Genomic DNA, 13,616 nt, shown 5'->3' with positions numbered 1-13,616 from the left:
GAAGGCCGGACTCAGTTCACCGTCACCACGATGCAGCGCGCCAGCTGCTGCACCTTGTGCGACACACTGCCGGAGAGCAGGCCCTGCAGGCCGCCCAGCCCGCGCGAGCCCATCACCACCATATCCACGTCGTGATACTCGGCCTGCTGCAGGATGACCTTGGCCGGCGAGCCATCCTCGATGTGGTGCTCGATATCGGTCACGCCCAGCTCGGTGAAGTATTCATGCGCCTGCTCGACCAGCTTCTTCGATATATCCCGCAGCACCTTGGGCGGCACCGCGGAGCCGACGGCCGCGCCGCCCATCGCCAGCGGCGGATCGTCCGGGTCGGGCAGGTCGGAGAGCTTGCGGATGTGCGGCGGCACCTCGCCCTGCAGCAGCACGCTGACCAGCACCACACGGGCGTGATACTTGGCCGCCAGATCCGCCGCCACCTCCACCGCACGCGAGGCGTTGGCGGAGCCGTCCACCGGCACCAACATGGTCTTCAGTTCCATACCGCGCTCCTTGTTCCTCACCCGTGGGACCTGCCCGGAACCGGGCCGTTCAGTCGCCGCCCAGACTGCCAGACTTGTACCCCGCGCGCACGAACAATCCGGCCCCTATACTGGGCACAGCCAACTGGTTCGGGAGCCGCGATGACACGCCTGTTCGAGAAGACCTACCTCAAGCCCGGCGCCGCCCCCGGTCACGGCGCCCACGCCAGCGAACACCCGCACACCGGCGATGCCTCCCTCTCCGCCTGGCACTACCACCGCGAACAGCTCGTGGAGCTCGACCCGAAGCGGGCCCTGCGCGAGGGCGTGCAAGCCCTCGATGGCGGGTTCCTCTGGCTGCACCTCCAGGGCGCCCCCAGCCCGCGCCAGCTGCACGATCTGGGTGAGGCCTTCGACCTCCATCCGCTGGCGCTGGAAGACGTGCGCCACCAGGGCCAGCGCCCCAAGGTGGATTTCTTCGACGAACAGCTGGTCGCCATCCTGCGTCAGCCGCGCCATCAAAACGGCAGCATCGAACTCGACCAGGTGAACGTGTTCGTGGTGAGCACCCGCCTGGTCATCAGCGTCCACAGTGGTGCGAATGATCCCTTCGGCCCCGTTCGCGAGCGCATGCGCAGCGCCAATCGCAACTTCAACCGCCTGGGCACCCCCTACCTCGCCTACGCCCTGATGGACACCGTGATCGACCAAGCCTTCCCGGTCCTCGAACACATCAGCGAACGCCTGGAAACGCTGGAGGAAACGGTCCTCGAACAGCCCGACCGTCACACCCTTAACGAGATCCACATCCTGCGCCGCGAACTCCTCGTGATGCGCCGCCAGCTCTGGCCCACGCGCGACGTCATCGCCCGCCTGATGCGCGACGACATGGAGCCCTTCACCCCGGAGCTGTTCCCGTACCTGCGCGACGCCCACGACCACACCATCCAGATTATGGACCTGCTGGAGTCCTACCGCGAAATGGCGGCTACCCTGATCGAGGCCTACATGTCCGCCATCAACCAGCGCTCCAACGACGTGATGCGCGTGCTCACCATCATCGCCACCATCTTCATCCCGCTCACCTTCCTGGTCGGCATCTACGGCATGAACTTCGAACACCCCGACAGCCCCTGGTCCATGCCCGAGCTCTACACCTACTACGGCTACCCCATCCTGCTCGGCCTCATGCTGGCCGTCGTCGTCGGCATGCTCTACCTCTTCCGCCGCCGCGGCTGGCTATAGCCCCCCTTCCCGTCATCGCGAGGCCGCAAAGCGGCCGTGGCGATCTCCAGACTGAAGCCCCAGCGCACGAACTGCCAAAAGCGATTCACAGGAAGACACGAAGCTCGGAAGGAACAGGACAGGATCTTGACTCGTTCTGCAGGAAACCTCGCAGGAGCCTGCTTGCCGGCGAAGCCTCCGCCCGCCCCCGCCCCTGCCAAGAATGGCCGCGCCCCAAGCGACTACCTCTACGTTCATCCCGAGCACCACGCACCTGCGATTACGTCCAGCCGCAGACTCCGTTACGATTCCGGCAACGCAGCGGCAGCGACCGAACGGAGGACCCTATGGACGCCAAATCGAGTGGCACACAGGCACTGGACGAACTGACCGCCCGGGTAGAGGCCTTCGTCGAGGAACGCGACTGGGCCCAGTTCCATTCGCCCAAGAACCTGGCGATGGCGCTGGCCGGCGAGGTCGGCGAACTGATCGAACACTTCCAGTGGCTCACCCAGGAACAGTCACGCAATCTGCCCCGCGAGACGCATGAGGCGGTTCGCCTGGAGATTGCCGACGTGCAGACCTACCTCCTGCTCCTGGCACGCAAGCTCGATATTGACCTGGTTCAAGCCGCCAGCGACAAACTCGAGATGAACGCCCGGAAGTATCCCGTGGAAAAGGCTCGCGGCAACGCCCGCAAATACTCTGACCTGTAACCCGCACCACCCGACCATGATCTGCGAGACCAACTTGTGCGAAAGCTGCTGGCGGACCAAATGCTGTAGGAGCGTGCTTGCACGCGAAGCCCCTGCCCGCGTCTGACGTTGGAAGGGGCTTCGCGTGCAAGCACGCTCCTACAGGTGGCCCCCGATTACGGAGGTCAAAAAGTCAAAAAGGGGGCGGAGCACAGCAACCGCTTGGATTAACGAGGCTCTCCAATCCTGATGGACTTTTTGAAGGTCTTGAACAGCTCATTTGGGCCTTGGAATGTCGGCCGGAACAACGGGGTCAGAGCGCACTGTTCATGGTGAAGTTTGAACCCATGGTTGCCGGACCCTGGCTCGGCGAGCTTCGGGTTTCGCCGGCTGACTGTTGGCGTCCTGTAAAAAAGAAAGCCGGGCAGGATGCCCGGCTTTGCAGAGTTTGAGGATCACCAGTCAGGGGTCCCCTCGTCTTCGTCTTCATCTTCGTCGTCTTCGTTGTCATCATCCATGGTGCCGGCGCCGGCTTCGGCACCGCCGCCTCCCATAGTGCCCCCGCCACCGGCACCGCCTTGCGAGGTACCGGCGCCGGCCCCGGCACCAGCTTCCGGCGCGCCGGCGCCGCCTTCAGCGCCAGCACCTGCTTCCGGAGCTGCGGGATCTGCGCCTGCGTCATCGCCCATTTGAGCTTGCGCGGCGCCGAGGCCACCCAGGCCGAACATGAAACTCAGGGCCATCGCGATCGCAGTTTTTTGGAAAGTCGACATCATGGTTATCTCCTTCAGTATTGAATCAAGTAACACAGTCAATCAAGCCGCTTTGAATATGCTTTCAATTGACTGTGCTCGAGATACAGCAAAGGGAATGCCAAGTTGGCATCAACCAATGAAGGTCTACTTTTCAAGACAAGTTGTGATCGGCTTCCGCCGGATAACATGGCAAGGGTGCAATCCATGATGGCGCAAAACGACACATGGGTTACATCGACCCGGTCAAGACGCCACATGGCCAACACGGGGTCTTTAATCCGGGGAGGATCGGGGTCAGACGCTGCCTTTTGCCCCTGGCTAAGCCCACCGAACAAGAAAATCGAGGTACTGCGAAACAATCCACCATGCTGCTTACGTTCCTGACCATGTTCGCCGCACTGGGGCTGGACTTCGCCCCGACAAGGCGACAAAGAGAACACGGGAAAGAGGACACCGACCTTTTCGATCCGATCCGGCAACGCCAGTGCGCCGGGCAAGGTCTCGGGCCAGTCCAACCGATTGCCGCGGCCTCTGCGAGGCTTCGCAATGACGGTGCCCTGCGCAGGTCGGGGCGCGATGAAGGGCGCCGGTTGGGGTGCGCTACACTTGGCGCGGACTCCTTCCAACGACGCAATCCATCATGCTGTTCACGTTGCTGATCATGTTCGCGGTGCTGGGCCTGGGTTTCGCGCTGATGCTCTGGCATGCCCGGCTGGTGTTTTCGGTGGAGCTGCGCGATGGCGCGGCTTGCGTGCGGCGCGGCAAGCCGCCGTCCGGGTTCGTACGCGGCTGCGAGGACGTGGCGCGACAGTACAGACTGACGCGGGGCCGCATCGATGCGGTGCGCACCGATGGGGGTGTGCAGCTGCGCTTCTCGCGCCATCTGCCGACGAAGACGCACCAGGCCTTTCGCAACGCCTGGACACCACCGCCGAGTGGCGGGGGTGGCGGCGGAATGCGCGCGACGGGCTAACGCCGAGAGCGGTTCAATATGAAACTCAGGCAGTATCAGATCGATGCCTTCGCCGAGCGAACGTTCGAGGGCAATCCCGCAGCCGTCGTGCCGCTGGAACGCTGGCTGGGCGATGACCTGCTGCAGGCGATCGCGGAAGAAAACAACCTGTCGGAGACGGCTTTCTTCGTACCCGGCCGCGACGGATTCGACCTGCGATGGTTTACCCCCGACCGGGAAGTGGACCTGTGCGGACACGCCACATTGGCGGCGGCCCACGTCATCCTCGAGCATCTTGGATTCAGCGAGCCCGTCATTCAGTTTGAAACACGCAGCGGTTCGTTATTCGTGCGCAAGCAGGGCAAGCGCCTGCAGCTGGATTTCCCGGCGTACGCACCGGCACCCTGCGCAATTCCCGAAGCCCTGGAGCAAGGCCTGGGGGTGCGCCCCGTCGAGCTGCTCGCGGATGAAGACTACCTGGCGGTGTTCGACAGCGAGGCCACCGTCCGTGCGATGGCGCCCGACCACGCCCGGCTCGCCGAGCTCAACGTGCGAGGGGTTATCGTGACCGCACCCGGCACGGAGGTGGACTTTGTCAGTCGCTTCTTCGCCCCCGGGATCGGCATTCCCGAAGACCCCGTCACCGGCGCCGCCCACTGCAGGCTGGCGCCCTACTGGGCCAAGAGACTGAACAGGAACCGCCTGTCGGCCCGGCAGGTGTCCAAGCGGGGCGGCAGCCTCGAATGCGAGGTAACGGCCGACCGTGTACTGCTGTCCGGGAGTGCGGTCACCTTCATGGAAGGCGAAATCGTCTTTCAGGACCGACGCGGCACCGACTGATCCGCCCGGCTGTCTCCCGCACACAAAAAAACGCCCGGGAGAGCCCCGGGCGTCTTCGTCTGCGGGCCGGGCAAAGCGCCCGGCTCGGGCCGTGCTTACTGCTGGTATTGCTCCAGGTCGAAGCGGTCGGCGTTCATCACCTTGGTCCAGGCCCTGATGAAGTCCTGCACGAACTTCTCCTCGTTGTCGTCCTGGGCGTACACCTCGGCGTAGCTGCGCAGGATGGAGTTGGAGCCGAACACCAGGTCGATACGGCTCGCGGTCCACTTCACCTGGTCGCTCTGGCGGTCACGCACCTCGTACACGCCGTTGTCCGCGGGCGTCCAGGTGTTGGCCATGTCGGTCAGGTTGACGAAGAAGTCGTTGGTCAACTGGCCTTCACGGTCGGTGAAGACACCGTGCTTGCTGCCACCATGGTTGGTGCCCAGCACGCGCATGCCGCCGATCAGCACGGTCATCTCCGGCGCGGTCAGGCCCATCAGCTGGGCGCGGTCGAGCAGCATCTCTTCCGGCTTGACCACATAGTCCTTCTTCAGCCAGTTGCGGAAGCCATCGGCCAGCGGCTCCAGCGGTTCGAAGGAGTCGGCGTCGGTCATCTCGGCGCTGGCGTCACCCCGGCCCGGAATGAACGGCACCAGAACATCGTGACCGGCCGCCCGGGCCGCCTGCTCGATGCCCACGCTGCCGCCCAGCACGATCAGGTCGGCCACGCTGGCGCCGGTCTCGGCGGAGAGCTGCTCGTAGACCTTGAGCACGCGGGCCAGGCGCTCGGGCTCGTTGCCTTTCCAGTCCTTCTGCGGCGCCAGACGGATGCGGGCACCGTTGGCACCGCCGCGCATGTCGGAGCCACGGAAGGTACGGGCGCTGTCCCAGGCGGTCGCGACCATCTCGGCGATACTCAGGCCACTCTCGGCAATCTTCTGTTTGGCGGCCTCTACGGAATAGTCCGTATTGCCGGCCGGCACCGGGTCCTGCCAGATCAGGTCTTCCTGCGGCGCGTCCGGCCCGATGTAACGGGTCTTCGGGCCCATATCGCGGTGGATCAGCTTGAACCACGCACGGGCGAAACAGTCCTTGAAATACTCGGGGTCCTTGCGGAACGCGTCCATGTACTTGCGGTAGACGGGATCCATCTTCATCGCCATATCCGCGTCGGTCATGATCGGGTTATGGCGGATGGAGGGGTCCGTGGCGTCGACCGGCTTGTCCTCCTCCTTCATGTCCACCGGTTCCCACTGCCAGGCCCCGGCGGGACTCTTCTTGAGCTCCCACTCGTGGTCGAGCAGGGCCTCGAAGTAACCCATGTCGAACTGGGTCGGGTTCCTGGTCCAGGCGCCTTCGATGCCGGAAGTGATGGCGTTGGTGGCCTTGCCCTGCATGTTGGGGTTGTTCCAGCCGAAGCCCTGCTCCTCGACGTCGGCGCCTTCGGGTTCCGGCCCCAGCGCGCCGGCATCGCCGTTGCCGTGGCACTTGCCCACGGTGTGACCGCCGGCGGTCAGCGCCGCGGTCTCCTCGTCGTTCATCGCCATGCGGGCGAAGGTCTCGCGCACCTGTTCGCCGGTCTTGAGCGGATCGGGCTTGCCGTTGACCCCTTCCGGGTTCACGTAGATCAGGCCCATCTGGACGGCTGCCAGGGGGTTCTCCATGGTGTCGGGGTTTTCGACGTCGCCGTAGCGCTCGTCGGAAGGCGCCAGCCACTCCTTCTCCGCGCCCCAGTAGGTGTCCTTCTCGGGATGCCAGATATCCTCGCGGCCGAAGGAAAAGCCGAAGGTCTTCAGCCCCATGTTCTCGTAGGCCACGTTGCCGGCCAGGATGATCAGGTCGGCCCAGCTGATCTTGTTGCCGTACTTCTTCTTGATCGGCCACAGCAGGCGGCGCGCCTTGTCCAGGCTGGCGTTGTCCGGCCAGCTGTTGATCGGCGCGAAGCGCTGGTTGCCGGTGCCGCCACCACCGCGGCCATCGGCGATGCGGTAGGTGCCCGCCGCGTGCCAGGACATGCGGATCATCAGCCCGCCGTAATGGCCCCAGTCGGCCGGCCACCACGCCTGGCTCTCGGTCAGCAGGGCGTGCATGTCCTTCTTGAGGGCGTCGAAGTCGAGCTTCTGGACCTCTTTGCGATAGTCGAAGTCCTCGCCCATCGGGTTGGTCTTACGGTCATGCTGGTGGAGGATGTCCAGATTCAGCGCCTCCGGCCACCAGTCCATAACCGAGTGGCCGGCGGAGGTCTCGCCGCCGTGCATGACCGGGCATTTGCCCATGTTCTGATGCTCACCCATATCGTTCTCCATGTTCGCTGCGTTCAGCTTGTTCGTGTTGCGGAAACCGCCACCCACTCGCGATCGACGGCTTTCCTCAGGGACCGCAAGCCGTTCCGGGTCCTGGCTGCCTTCGGCCAGGGAGGCGCTTCACTGTCCACATGCCTTGAACTTAGGCCCCGCAAGCCATTAGTTCCAGTTGATATTCACCATGATCGAGATAGCTTTACACTATTCCTGTGCCGACACCCCCTGCGGCGCGGCTGGCTACAGGATGCTCGCGATCGCGCGGCGCAAATCGGCGGATTCGGGGCCGGCCTGGCTGGGAAAGTGCGCGACCACCCGGCCCTCCCGGTCGACCACGTACTTGTAGAAATTCCAGCGCGGGGCGGCAGCCTGACGCGCCAGTTCGCGGAAGATCGGATGGGCGTCCGCGCCGCGCACGCCGATCGGCTTGAACATGTCGAAGGTCACGCCGAAGTTCTCGAAGCACACCCGGGCGGTCTCGGCCTCGTCATCGGCCTCCTGGTTGAAGTCATGGGAAGGGAAGCCCACCACCTTCAGCCCCTGGTCCCGGTAGTCCTGGTGTAACTGTTCCAGCCCGCCGAACTGGTCGGTGTAGCCGCAATGGCTGGCGGTGTTGATGATCAGCAGCGGCTGCCCCTGGAAGCGTTCCTGCAGATTGATCACTTCGGACGAATGCAGGCGACCCAGCTCGTGATGGAACAGGGCTTCGGTATCCGGCTCCGTGGCGCTTGCACAGGCCATCGGCAGCAACAGGAACAGGGAGGCGAACAGGGGCGCGAAACGGGACATGGCAGATCTCCACGGGGGCTCCACGTTCAGACCACCGGCGTGCCTTCGGGTTCTGCGGAAGGCCGGTTGGTCACGGCCAGGCCGGGATCGCGATGCAGTCGCACAGCCGCCGTGCCGAAGCGCCCGTCCGCGCTTGCCATGGCCTTGCGGGCATGTCATGCGTACCCTTGTGGGCAACCCTCAACAAGGGCTTCCGCCGATGATTGTCTACGCCCGCCCGCTCCTGCTGCTTGCCGTCCTCCTGGCGCTGGCGACTAGCTGCACGGCCGTGAAGGTTGCCAGCACCGCCGGGAGCGCCGCTGTCAGTGTCACCACCGGCACCGTAAAGGCCACCGGCAAGACCGCCGGGGCGGTGGGACGCGCCGTCACCCCGGGCGGCAAGCAGGACGATGACGACGCCGACTGAAGTGCCCGGGGTCGGCCGCCAGCGGCGAACGGAACTGAAAAGCGGTTCCTGACCGGAAGGGCCACGCCGGGCGGCTTTCAGTCCCCGGCGTCCGCGCGGCCCCGTTCGCACGGCAGCCCGGCCCGCCACCAGGCCAGCATGCCACCGCGAAGCTGACGGGCATCGTAGCCGTGCGCCCGCAGCTTGCGCACGGCCGGGATACTGCGGTGTGCACTGAGGCAGATGGCCACCACGGGGCGTCCGCGATCCAGCTCCAGGTCGGACAGCGCCGCCTCGGAGAACTGCGTGATCGGGAGATGGCGGGCGCCCGGGATGCGGCTCCGACGGTGCTCGACCCCGGTGCGCACATCCAGCAACTGAACTTCGGCGTTTTCCAGCGCCTGCGCCAGATTCTCCGGGCTCATCTCCGGCACGCGGCCGAACGGCCGCCACTGGCTCCAATCCATCGCGATCACCTCCTGTCCGGATGCCTGTACCCACCCCGAGCATAGCGCCACCCACCCCCGCGAAACGCCTTGGCCCCATCCCGCGAAAGACAAAAAGCATGCCCCACCCCTTTGTAGGAGCCTGCTCGCAGGCGAAGCCCCTGCCAAAGCTGGCTGCGGCCCGGGACAGCTCATCATCCCGGCTGGGGATAGCACTACCGATTCGGGTATTAGCGGGGACTGGTCTGCAGCCTGTCGCGGGCCGCCTGCAGCAGATCGATATCGAGCTTTCGGGCCAGCAACAGGAGATAGATCTGCACGTCCGCGATCTCTTGCCGCACCGCCTCGTGGGTCTCGGCGGACAGGTGTCGTGACTGTTGCTGGGTGAGCCACTGGAAGGGTTCGATCAGTTCGCCGACCTCTCCCGCCAGGGCCATCGACAGGTTCTTCGGTGAATTGAACTGCACCCGGTCGCGCTCCGCGACGAACGCCTCCAGCCGCACGACCAGCTCCTCCAGCCCCTGCGCTCCGCGCGAATCCCCTTTCATCGGCTCCCCGTGGTATCGACTCTTCGGCATGTCTGCATCGTACCGAAGGCCCGCATGCCCCAGTAACCACGGCCACGCGGCCCTGGATGATTGTTGGTATGGTCATCAGACGACACGAACCAGGCAAGAAACGGGAAGGCGGCGCGGATGGAGGTCTTTTACAGCCGATTGTCGGAGAAGATCAGCGACCTGATCCTCGCGGTGATCGCGCTTGGCTTGCTGGTGGTGTCGGTGGAATACGTGCAGTTCCTGACGGATCACCCAGGTACCTTCGTCGACCCCGAGTTCTGGAAGCGCATCATCCTGGCGCTTCTCGTGACGGTGTTTACCGCCTACAAGTTCGTGGCCTACTCGGCCTATTTCTGCGCCCCGGACAACGCGACCCGACTGGCGCGGCTAAGCCCGGTGCGCGTCATCCTGATGTTTCTGTGCGACCTGGCTCAGGTAATGCTGGTGGCCTGGCTATACGCAGTGCTGCTGATCGGACACCTGACATCGCTGGGCGGGCGCGAGGGGGCAACCGAGGTGACACTGGGCGACAACATGATCCAGTTCCTCTTCCTGTTCATGGCGCTGTGGCACGTGGCGGTCCTGCTCTGGTACACGGTGGCGCGCGGGACCTGGCGCGACCGGGCCGTGCACGGCGGCTTTGCCGTGGCCTATCTGCTTGCGATCGGGATGCTGTCCCTGGTGGACGGGGTGCTCTCCAGGCAATGGACCGACTGGATCGCGATCGCCTTCTACGGGGCCTGTGTGGTGTTGCTGTATCGCCTCAAGGCCATTCCGGACATCCGAAACGCCCTGCCCCGCAGCGCCCAGAAGAATTAGGCCGGACACGGGCTGCGCAGCCCGCCCCCCGGGCGCACCTCTTCGGTTGACAGGATTTCCCCTGCGGGCTCAGCAAGCCCGCGGCCTGGGCGGTTGCAACCGCCGGGCGATTCACGCCCCACCCTCGCCATCCGGGTTTTGTTGGGCCATGCTTCAGGCTGCGACTTTCCAGTGACTGGTCCCGAGCGACCGGTCGGGAGCCGCCCCCGCGAACGAAAAGGAGCTTGGCATGAACCTGGAGAAGGTGATCTTCGGCTTTTTCATCATCCTGGCGTTCACGCTGAACTTCGGGTTCTTTCTCGGCGAGATCGACAATCCGGCGCATCACAACGTGTACGAGCTGTTCGCGGCCATCGTGGTGAACGTCGTAGCCACCGCCCTGAAGCTGGGCGACCGGACGCAGACCGGGGCCCTGCTGCTGGCCAGTTCGCTGGTGGCGGTGCTGCAGCTGGTCGCGGCCGCGGTGGTCTGGGGCTATGCCACTCATATGCATGCCGGCGGCATGGATGCGATGTTCATGGCCAGCATCGTCTCGCTGGCGGGCGGGGCCATGGTCGCGAACCTGATCTCGGTTCTGCTGCTGATCGCGGATACGGTGGCCCTGCGCCGCTAGAACCGAGCCGTGGCTCCCACGATCAACAAGGTGCTGTTCCTGTTCCTTCGGCGCATGCGGGCGCCCCTGCTCGCGCTGACAGCAGCCTATTCGATCTCCGTTCTCGGCCTGGTGCTGATCCCCGGCGTGGACGACCAGGGCGAGCCCTGGCGCATGGATTTCTTTCATGCGTTCTACTTCGTCACCTACATGGCCACGACCATCGGCTTCGGCGAGATCCCGCATGCCTTTTCCGAGGCGCAGCGGATGTGGACGGTGTTCGCCGTCTATCTGTCGGTGGTGGCCTGGCTCTACGCGATCGGCAAGATCCTCGCGCTGATTCAGGACCCGGCCTTCCGCCTGGCGGTCAGTCAGCACGCGTTCGACCGCACCATCCGCAAGCTGCAGCGGCCGTTTCATATCGTCTGCGGGTATGGCGACACCGGCGCCCTGGTGGTGCGTTCACTGCTCGGGCGCAACGGCTTCGCGGTGGTCATCGACCAGAATCCGGACCGCATCAACGAGCTGGTGCTGGAGGATTATCCGCTGCAGATCCCCGGCCTTTGCGCGGATGCCAGTGTAGCCAACCGTCTGCTGGAGGCCGGGCTGCTCAACCCCCACTGCCAGGGCGTGGTGGCACTCACCAGCGACGATTCGGTGAACCTGCGGATCGCCATTGCCGCCAAACTCCTGAACCCGGACCGCCCCGTGATCTGCCGTGCCGAGAGCCATGACACCGAGAAGAACATGGCCTCGTTCGGGACCGACCAGATCATCAACCCCTTCGACATCTTCGGCCAGCGGCTCGCCCTGGCGCTGCACTCCCCCGCGCACCACCTGCTGCACGAGTGGCTGGGCAGCATCCCCGGGAGCCCGCTGCCGATGCCGATCGATCCGCCCTGCGGCCGCTGGATCCTGTGCGGCTTCGGCCGCTTCGGCAAGGCCGTCCACGCCGGGCTCACACAGGAAGGCGTGGAGGTGACCCTGATCGAGAGCGATCCCGAGGGCGCAGACTGCCCGCCGGACTGCATCGAGGGGCGCGGCACCGAGGCGGATACCCTGTGCGCGGCCGGCATCGAGAGCGCCTCGGGCATCGTGGCCGGTACCGGGCGCGACGACTACAACCTGTCCATCGTGATGACCGCGCGCGAACTAAATCCGGACCTGTTCATGGTGGGGCGGCAGAACCACGAGCGTAATTCGCTGCTGTTCGGAGCCGCGGACCTGCCACTGGTGATGCGCCACGACCGGGTCATTGCCGAGGCCATTCTGGCGCACCTGACTTCGCGGCTGTTGCCGCGTTTCCTGGAACTGAGTCGCGAGCAGTCCACCGAGTGGGCCAACGAGCGGGTCAGCGCCATCACGGCGGTGGTGGGTGACCGTGTGCCGGCCATCTGGACCGAGCAACTGGACGAGGCATCGGCCCCGGCACTCCTGCAACATCTGGAGCACGAGCCGGTCACCCTGGGCCAGCTGCTGCGCGCCGATCACGCGGAACGCCAGCGCCATGCCTGCATCGTCTTGCTGCTGCGGCGCGAGGGGGACGCATCGGAGATCCTCGCACCGGACGACGACACGCCCCTGCAGCCCGGCGACCACATGCTGTTCTGCGGCCGCTTCGCCAGCGCGCTGACGATCTCCCACAGCCTGCGCGACACGCATGCCCTGCGCTACCTATTGACCGGCGAGGACAGCCCCGAAGGCTGGATCTGCCGCGCGCTGCGTGTCGCCCGCGGCCAGGCAGCCTGAACACGTCGGCGGGCCCGTCCGGTCCGCACAGACCACGGGGACGCTGACCGACAGGCCCGGAACCACCCCGCCCAGCCCGGACCAGTAGCGACCGGTGCCGTTATCATGGGCGGCTGTTTCGCACAGTCCCGGGTAAGCTCTTGCATCCGCTATTCCGCCATTCGCGCTTTCTCGGCGCCGGCTTTCTGCTGGTGGCGTTCTCGGCCGTCGGGCAGACGTTCGTGCTGTCGCTGTTCGGGGGCGAGTGGCGCGAGCTGTTCGACCTGACGCACGGGCAGCTGGGGCTCGCGTACTCGGTGGCCACGCTGGCCAGCGCACTGCTGCTGATCAGCGCCGGGCGACTGGTGGACCACCTGCCGCTGCGCGTAATGGTCACCTTCGTGCTGCTGGGGGCGGCGTTAGGCAGTGCGGTGCTCGCCTACAGTCCCGGGGTCCTGGGGCTGGTGCTGGGGTTCTTCCTGCTGCGCTTCTTCGGCCAGGGCCTGATGACACACACGGCGCAGACGGCAGTGGCGCGGGCATTTACGACCCACCGGGGCAAGGCCATCAGCCTGGTGGTGGCCGGGTTGCCGGTCGCCGAGGCGATCGTGCCGATGCTCGTCGTCGCGGGGGCTGCCGCCATCGGCTGGCGCTCGACCTGGGGCGTAATCGCGGTGATCCTGGTCGGGCTGAGCGTACTGGTGCTGATGCTGCTGGGGCGGTCGATCCCGCAGGGCCCAAAGGGCACGGACGCGAGCGAAGGCGAGGGCCACTGGTCACGCCGTGAAGTGGTCCAATGACAGCGGACACCCCAGTTAAGCCACACTAGATGGGTAACTGGAGGTGAATGTGAGCAAGCAGAGACGAGCGCGATACAGCCGGGAGTTCAAGGCCAACGCGATTGCGATGGTCGAGAGCCAGGGCTATGGCTGCACGGAGGCGGCCCGGCGGCTCGGGATCAACCGGAGCATGCTGTCCCGCTGGCAGCGTGAGGCGCGGCGCAAGGCGGCCGGCGAAGCCGTTACTGAGCCGGCCTCGAACGGTCAGGAACAGGAGTTGCGGCGGCTGCGCGAGGA

At 65.3% G+C, this 13,616-nt stretch carries 17 protein-coding genes; 10 read left to right on the top strand and 7 right to left on the bottom strand.

Annotated features, from left to right (window positions below; translation table 11 throughout):
• Positions 1–11: 11 nt before the first annotated feature.
• Positions 12–497 carry a universal stress protein gene (locus F572_RS0103895; RefSeq protein WP_017940439.1) on the bottom strand — a complete coding sequence of 162 codons (486 nt, stop codon included), beginning with the start codon at positions 495–497 and terminating at the stop codon, positions 12–14.
• A gap of 141 nt (positions 498–638) precedes the next feature.
• On the opposite strand from F572_RS0103895, the gene corA reads away from it, so the two are divergent.
• Together corA and F572_RS0103885 are read left to right on the top strand one after the other, a co-directional pair.
• Positions 639–1,721: a magnesium/cobalt transporter CorA gene (gene corA, locus F572_RS0103890; RefSeq protein ID WP_017940438.1), complete on the top strand. Its 1,083-nt coding sequence runs from the start codon at positions 639–641 to the stop codon at positions 1,719–1,721.
• Between the two features lie 326 nt (positions 1,722–2,047).
• Positions 2,048–2,416: a nucleotide pyrophosphohydrolase gene (locus F572_RS0103885; RefSeq protein WP_017940437.1), complete on the top strand. Its 369-nt coding sequence runs from the start codon at positions 2,048–2,050 to the stop codon at positions 2,414–2,416.
• 434 nt (positions 2,417–2,850) lie between these two features.
• Here F572_RS0103885 and F572_RS0103880 read toward each other — a convergent pair whose 3' ends face one another.
• Positions 2,851–3,171 carry a hypothetical protein gene (locus F572_RS0103880; RefSeq protein WP_017940436.1) on the bottom strand — a complete coding sequence of 107 codons (321 nt, stop codon included), beginning with the start codon at positions 3,169–3,171 and terminating at the stop codon, positions 2,851–2,853.
• 35 nt (positions 3,172–3,206) lie between these two features.
• Complete coding sequence (locus tag F572_RS15635; RefSeq protein WP_155983846.1) at positions 3,207–3,665, bottom strand: hypothetical protein; 459 nt, start codon at positions 3,663–3,665, stop codon at positions 3,207–3,209.
• Positions 3,666–3,790: 125 nt separating this feature from the next.
• Here F572_RS15635 and F572_RS0103875 point away from each other — a divergent pair, with 125 nt between their 5' ends.
• A complete protein-coding gene (locus tag F572_RS0103875) occupies positions 3,791–4,123 on the top strand; it encodes a DUF3634 family protein (protein WP_017940435.1) in 333 nt (110 codons plus the stop codon).
• A gap of 18 nt (positions 4,124–4,141) precedes the next feature.
• Positions 4,142–4,942: a PhzF family phenazine biosynthesis protein gene (locus F572_RS0103870; RefSeq protein WP_017940434.1), complete on the top strand. Its 801-nt coding sequence runs from the start codon at positions 4,142–4,144 to the stop codon at positions 4,940–4,942.
• A gap of 95 nt (positions 4,943–5,037) precedes the next feature.
• On the opposite strand, the gene katG is transcribed toward F572_RS0103870, so the two are convergent.
• The gene (katG, locus tag F572_RS0103865; RefSeq protein ID WP_196793991.1) at positions 5,038–7,230 is read right to left on the bottom strand and encodes a catalase/peroxidase HPI; all 2,193 of its coding nucleotides are present in this window, start codon (positions 7,228–7,230) and stop codon (positions 5,038–5,040) included.
• Between the two features lie 234 nt (positions 7,231–7,464).
• Positions 7,465–8,013, bottom strand: a complete 549-nt coding sequence (locus F572_RS0103860) for a glutathione peroxidase (RefSeq protein ID WP_017940432.1) — start codon at positions 8,011–8,013, stop codon at positions 7,465–7,467.
• Between the two features lie 199 nt (positions 8,014–8,212).
• On the opposite strand from F572_RS0103860, the gene F572_RS0103855 reads away from it, so the two are divergent.
• Positions 8,213–8,419, top strand: coding sequence for a hypothetical protein (locus tag F572_RS0103855; RefSeq protein ID WP_017940431.1), 207 nt, complete (start codon positions 8,213–8,215; stop codon positions 8,417–8,419).
• A 77-nt stretch (positions 8,420–8,496) separates the two neighbouring features.
• On the opposite strand, the gene F572_RS0103850 is transcribed toward F572_RS0103855, so the two are convergent.
• Complete coding sequence (locus F572_RS0103850; protein WP_017940430.1) at positions 8,497–8,865, bottom strand: rhodanese-like domain-containing protein; 369 nt, start codon at positions 8,863–8,865, stop codon at positions 8,497–8,499.
• 209 nt (positions 8,866–9,074) lie between these two features.
• A complete protein-coding gene (locus F572_RS0103845; RefSeq protein ID WP_017940429.1) occupies positions 9,075–9,392 on the bottom strand; it encodes a nucleotide pyrophosphohydrolase in 318 nt (105 codons plus the stop codon).
• Between the two features lie 147 nt (positions 9,393–9,539).
• Here F572_RS0103845 and F572_RS0103840 point away from each other — a divergent pair, with 147 nt between their 5' ends.
• The 5 genes from F572_RS0103840 to F572_RS0103820 all read left to right on the top strand — a co-directional run.
• Positions 9,540–10,220 (top strand): hypothetical protein, encoded by a 681-nt coding sequence (locus F572_RS0103840; protein ID WP_017940428.1) that lies wholly within the window; start codon positions 9,540–9,542, stop codon positions 10,218–10,220.
• Positions 10,221–10,449: 229 nt separating this feature from the next.
• Complete coding sequence (locus F572_RS0103835; protein ID WP_017940427.1) at positions 10,450–10,833, top strand: DUF6394 family protein; 384 nt, start codon at positions 10,450–10,452, stop codon at positions 10,831–10,833.
• Between the two features lie 9 nt (positions 10,834–10,842).
• A complete protein-coding gene (locus F572_RS0103830) occupies positions 10,843–12,561 on the top strand; it encodes a TrkA family potassium uptake protein (protein WP_026142865.1) in 1,719 nt (572 codons plus the stop codon).
• A 140-nt stretch (positions 12,562–12,701) separates the two neighbouring features.
• Positions 12,702–13,340 (top strand): MFS transporter, encoded by a 639-nt coding sequence (locus F572_RS0103825; protein WP_017940425.1) that lies wholly within the window; start codon positions 12,702–12,704, stop codon positions 13,338–13,340.
• Positions 13,341–13,389: 49 nt separating this feature from the next.
• Positions 13,390–13,616, top strand: a 227-nt coding sequence (locus F572_RS0103820; protein WP_018158312.1) for a transposase, incomplete at its 3' end; no start/stop codon positions are given.

This window comes from Thioalkalivibrio sp. ALE14 (assembly GCF_000376845.1).
Taxonomy (GTDB): domain Bacteria; phylum Pseudomonadota; class Gammaproteobacteria; order Ectothiorhodospirales; family Ectothiorhodospiraceae; genus Thioalkalivibrio.
This window is presented reverse-complemented; position numbering and strand designations above follow the sequence as displayed.

What these genes read in the sequence shown, in the direction of transcription:
- F572_RS0103835 (WP_017940427.1), top strand. Translation starts at nt 10,450, where the DNA reads ATGAACCTGGAGAAGGTGATCTTCGGCTTTTTCATCATCCTGGCGTTC.
- F572_RS0103875 (WP_017940435.1), top strand. Translation starts at nt 3,791, where the DNA reads ATGCTGTTCACGTTGCTGATCATGTTCGCGGTGCTGGGCCTGGGTTTC.
- F572_RS0103850 (WP_017940430.1), bottom strand. Translation starts at nt 8,865, where the DNA reads ATGGATTGGAGCCAGTGGCGGCCGTTCGGCCGCGTGCCGGAGATGAGC.
- F572_RS0103840 (WP_017940428.1), top strand. Translation starts at nt 9,540, where the DNA reads ATGGAGGTCTTTTACAGCCGATTGTCGGAGAAGATCAGCGACCTGATC.
- F572_RS0103860 (WP_017940432.1), bottom strand. Translation starts at nt 8,013, where the DNA reads ATGTCCCGTTTCGCGCCCCTGTTCGCCTCCCTGTTCCTGTTGCTGCCG.
- corA (WP_017940438.1), top strand. Translation starts at nt 639, where the DNA reads ATGACACGCCTGTTCGAGAAGACCTACCTCAAGCCCGGCGCCGCCCCC.
- katG (WP_196793991.1), bottom strand. Translation starts at nt 7,230, where the DNA reads ATGGAGAACGATATGGGTGAGCATCAGAACATGGGCAAATGCCCGGTC.
- F572_RS0103855 (WP_017940431.1), top strand. Translation starts at nt 8,213, where the DNA reads ATGATTGTCTACGCCCGCCCGCTCCTGCTGCTTGCCGTCCTCCTGGCG.
- F572_RS0103885 (WP_017940437.1), top strand. Translation starts at nt 2,048, where the DNA reads ATGGACGCCAAATCGAGTGGCACACAGGCACTGGACGAACTGACCGCC.
- F572_RS0103845 (WP_017940429.1), bottom strand. Translation starts at nt 9,392, where the DNA reads ATGAAAGGGGATTCGCGCGGAGCGCAGGGGCTGGAGGAGCTGGTCGTG.
- F572_RS0103880 (WP_017940436.1), bottom strand. Translation starts at nt 3,171, where the DNA reads ATGATGTCGACTTTCCAAAAAACTGCGATCGCGATGGCCCTGAGTTTC.
- F572_RS0103870 (WP_017940434.1), top strand. Translation starts at nt 4,142, where the DNA reads ATGAAACTCAGGCAGTATCAGATCGATGCCTTCGCCGAGCGAACGTTC.
- F572_RS0103895 (WP_017940439.1), bottom strand. Translation starts at nt 497, where the DNA reads ATGGAACTGAAGACCATGTTGGTGCCGGTGGACGGCTCCGCCAACGCC.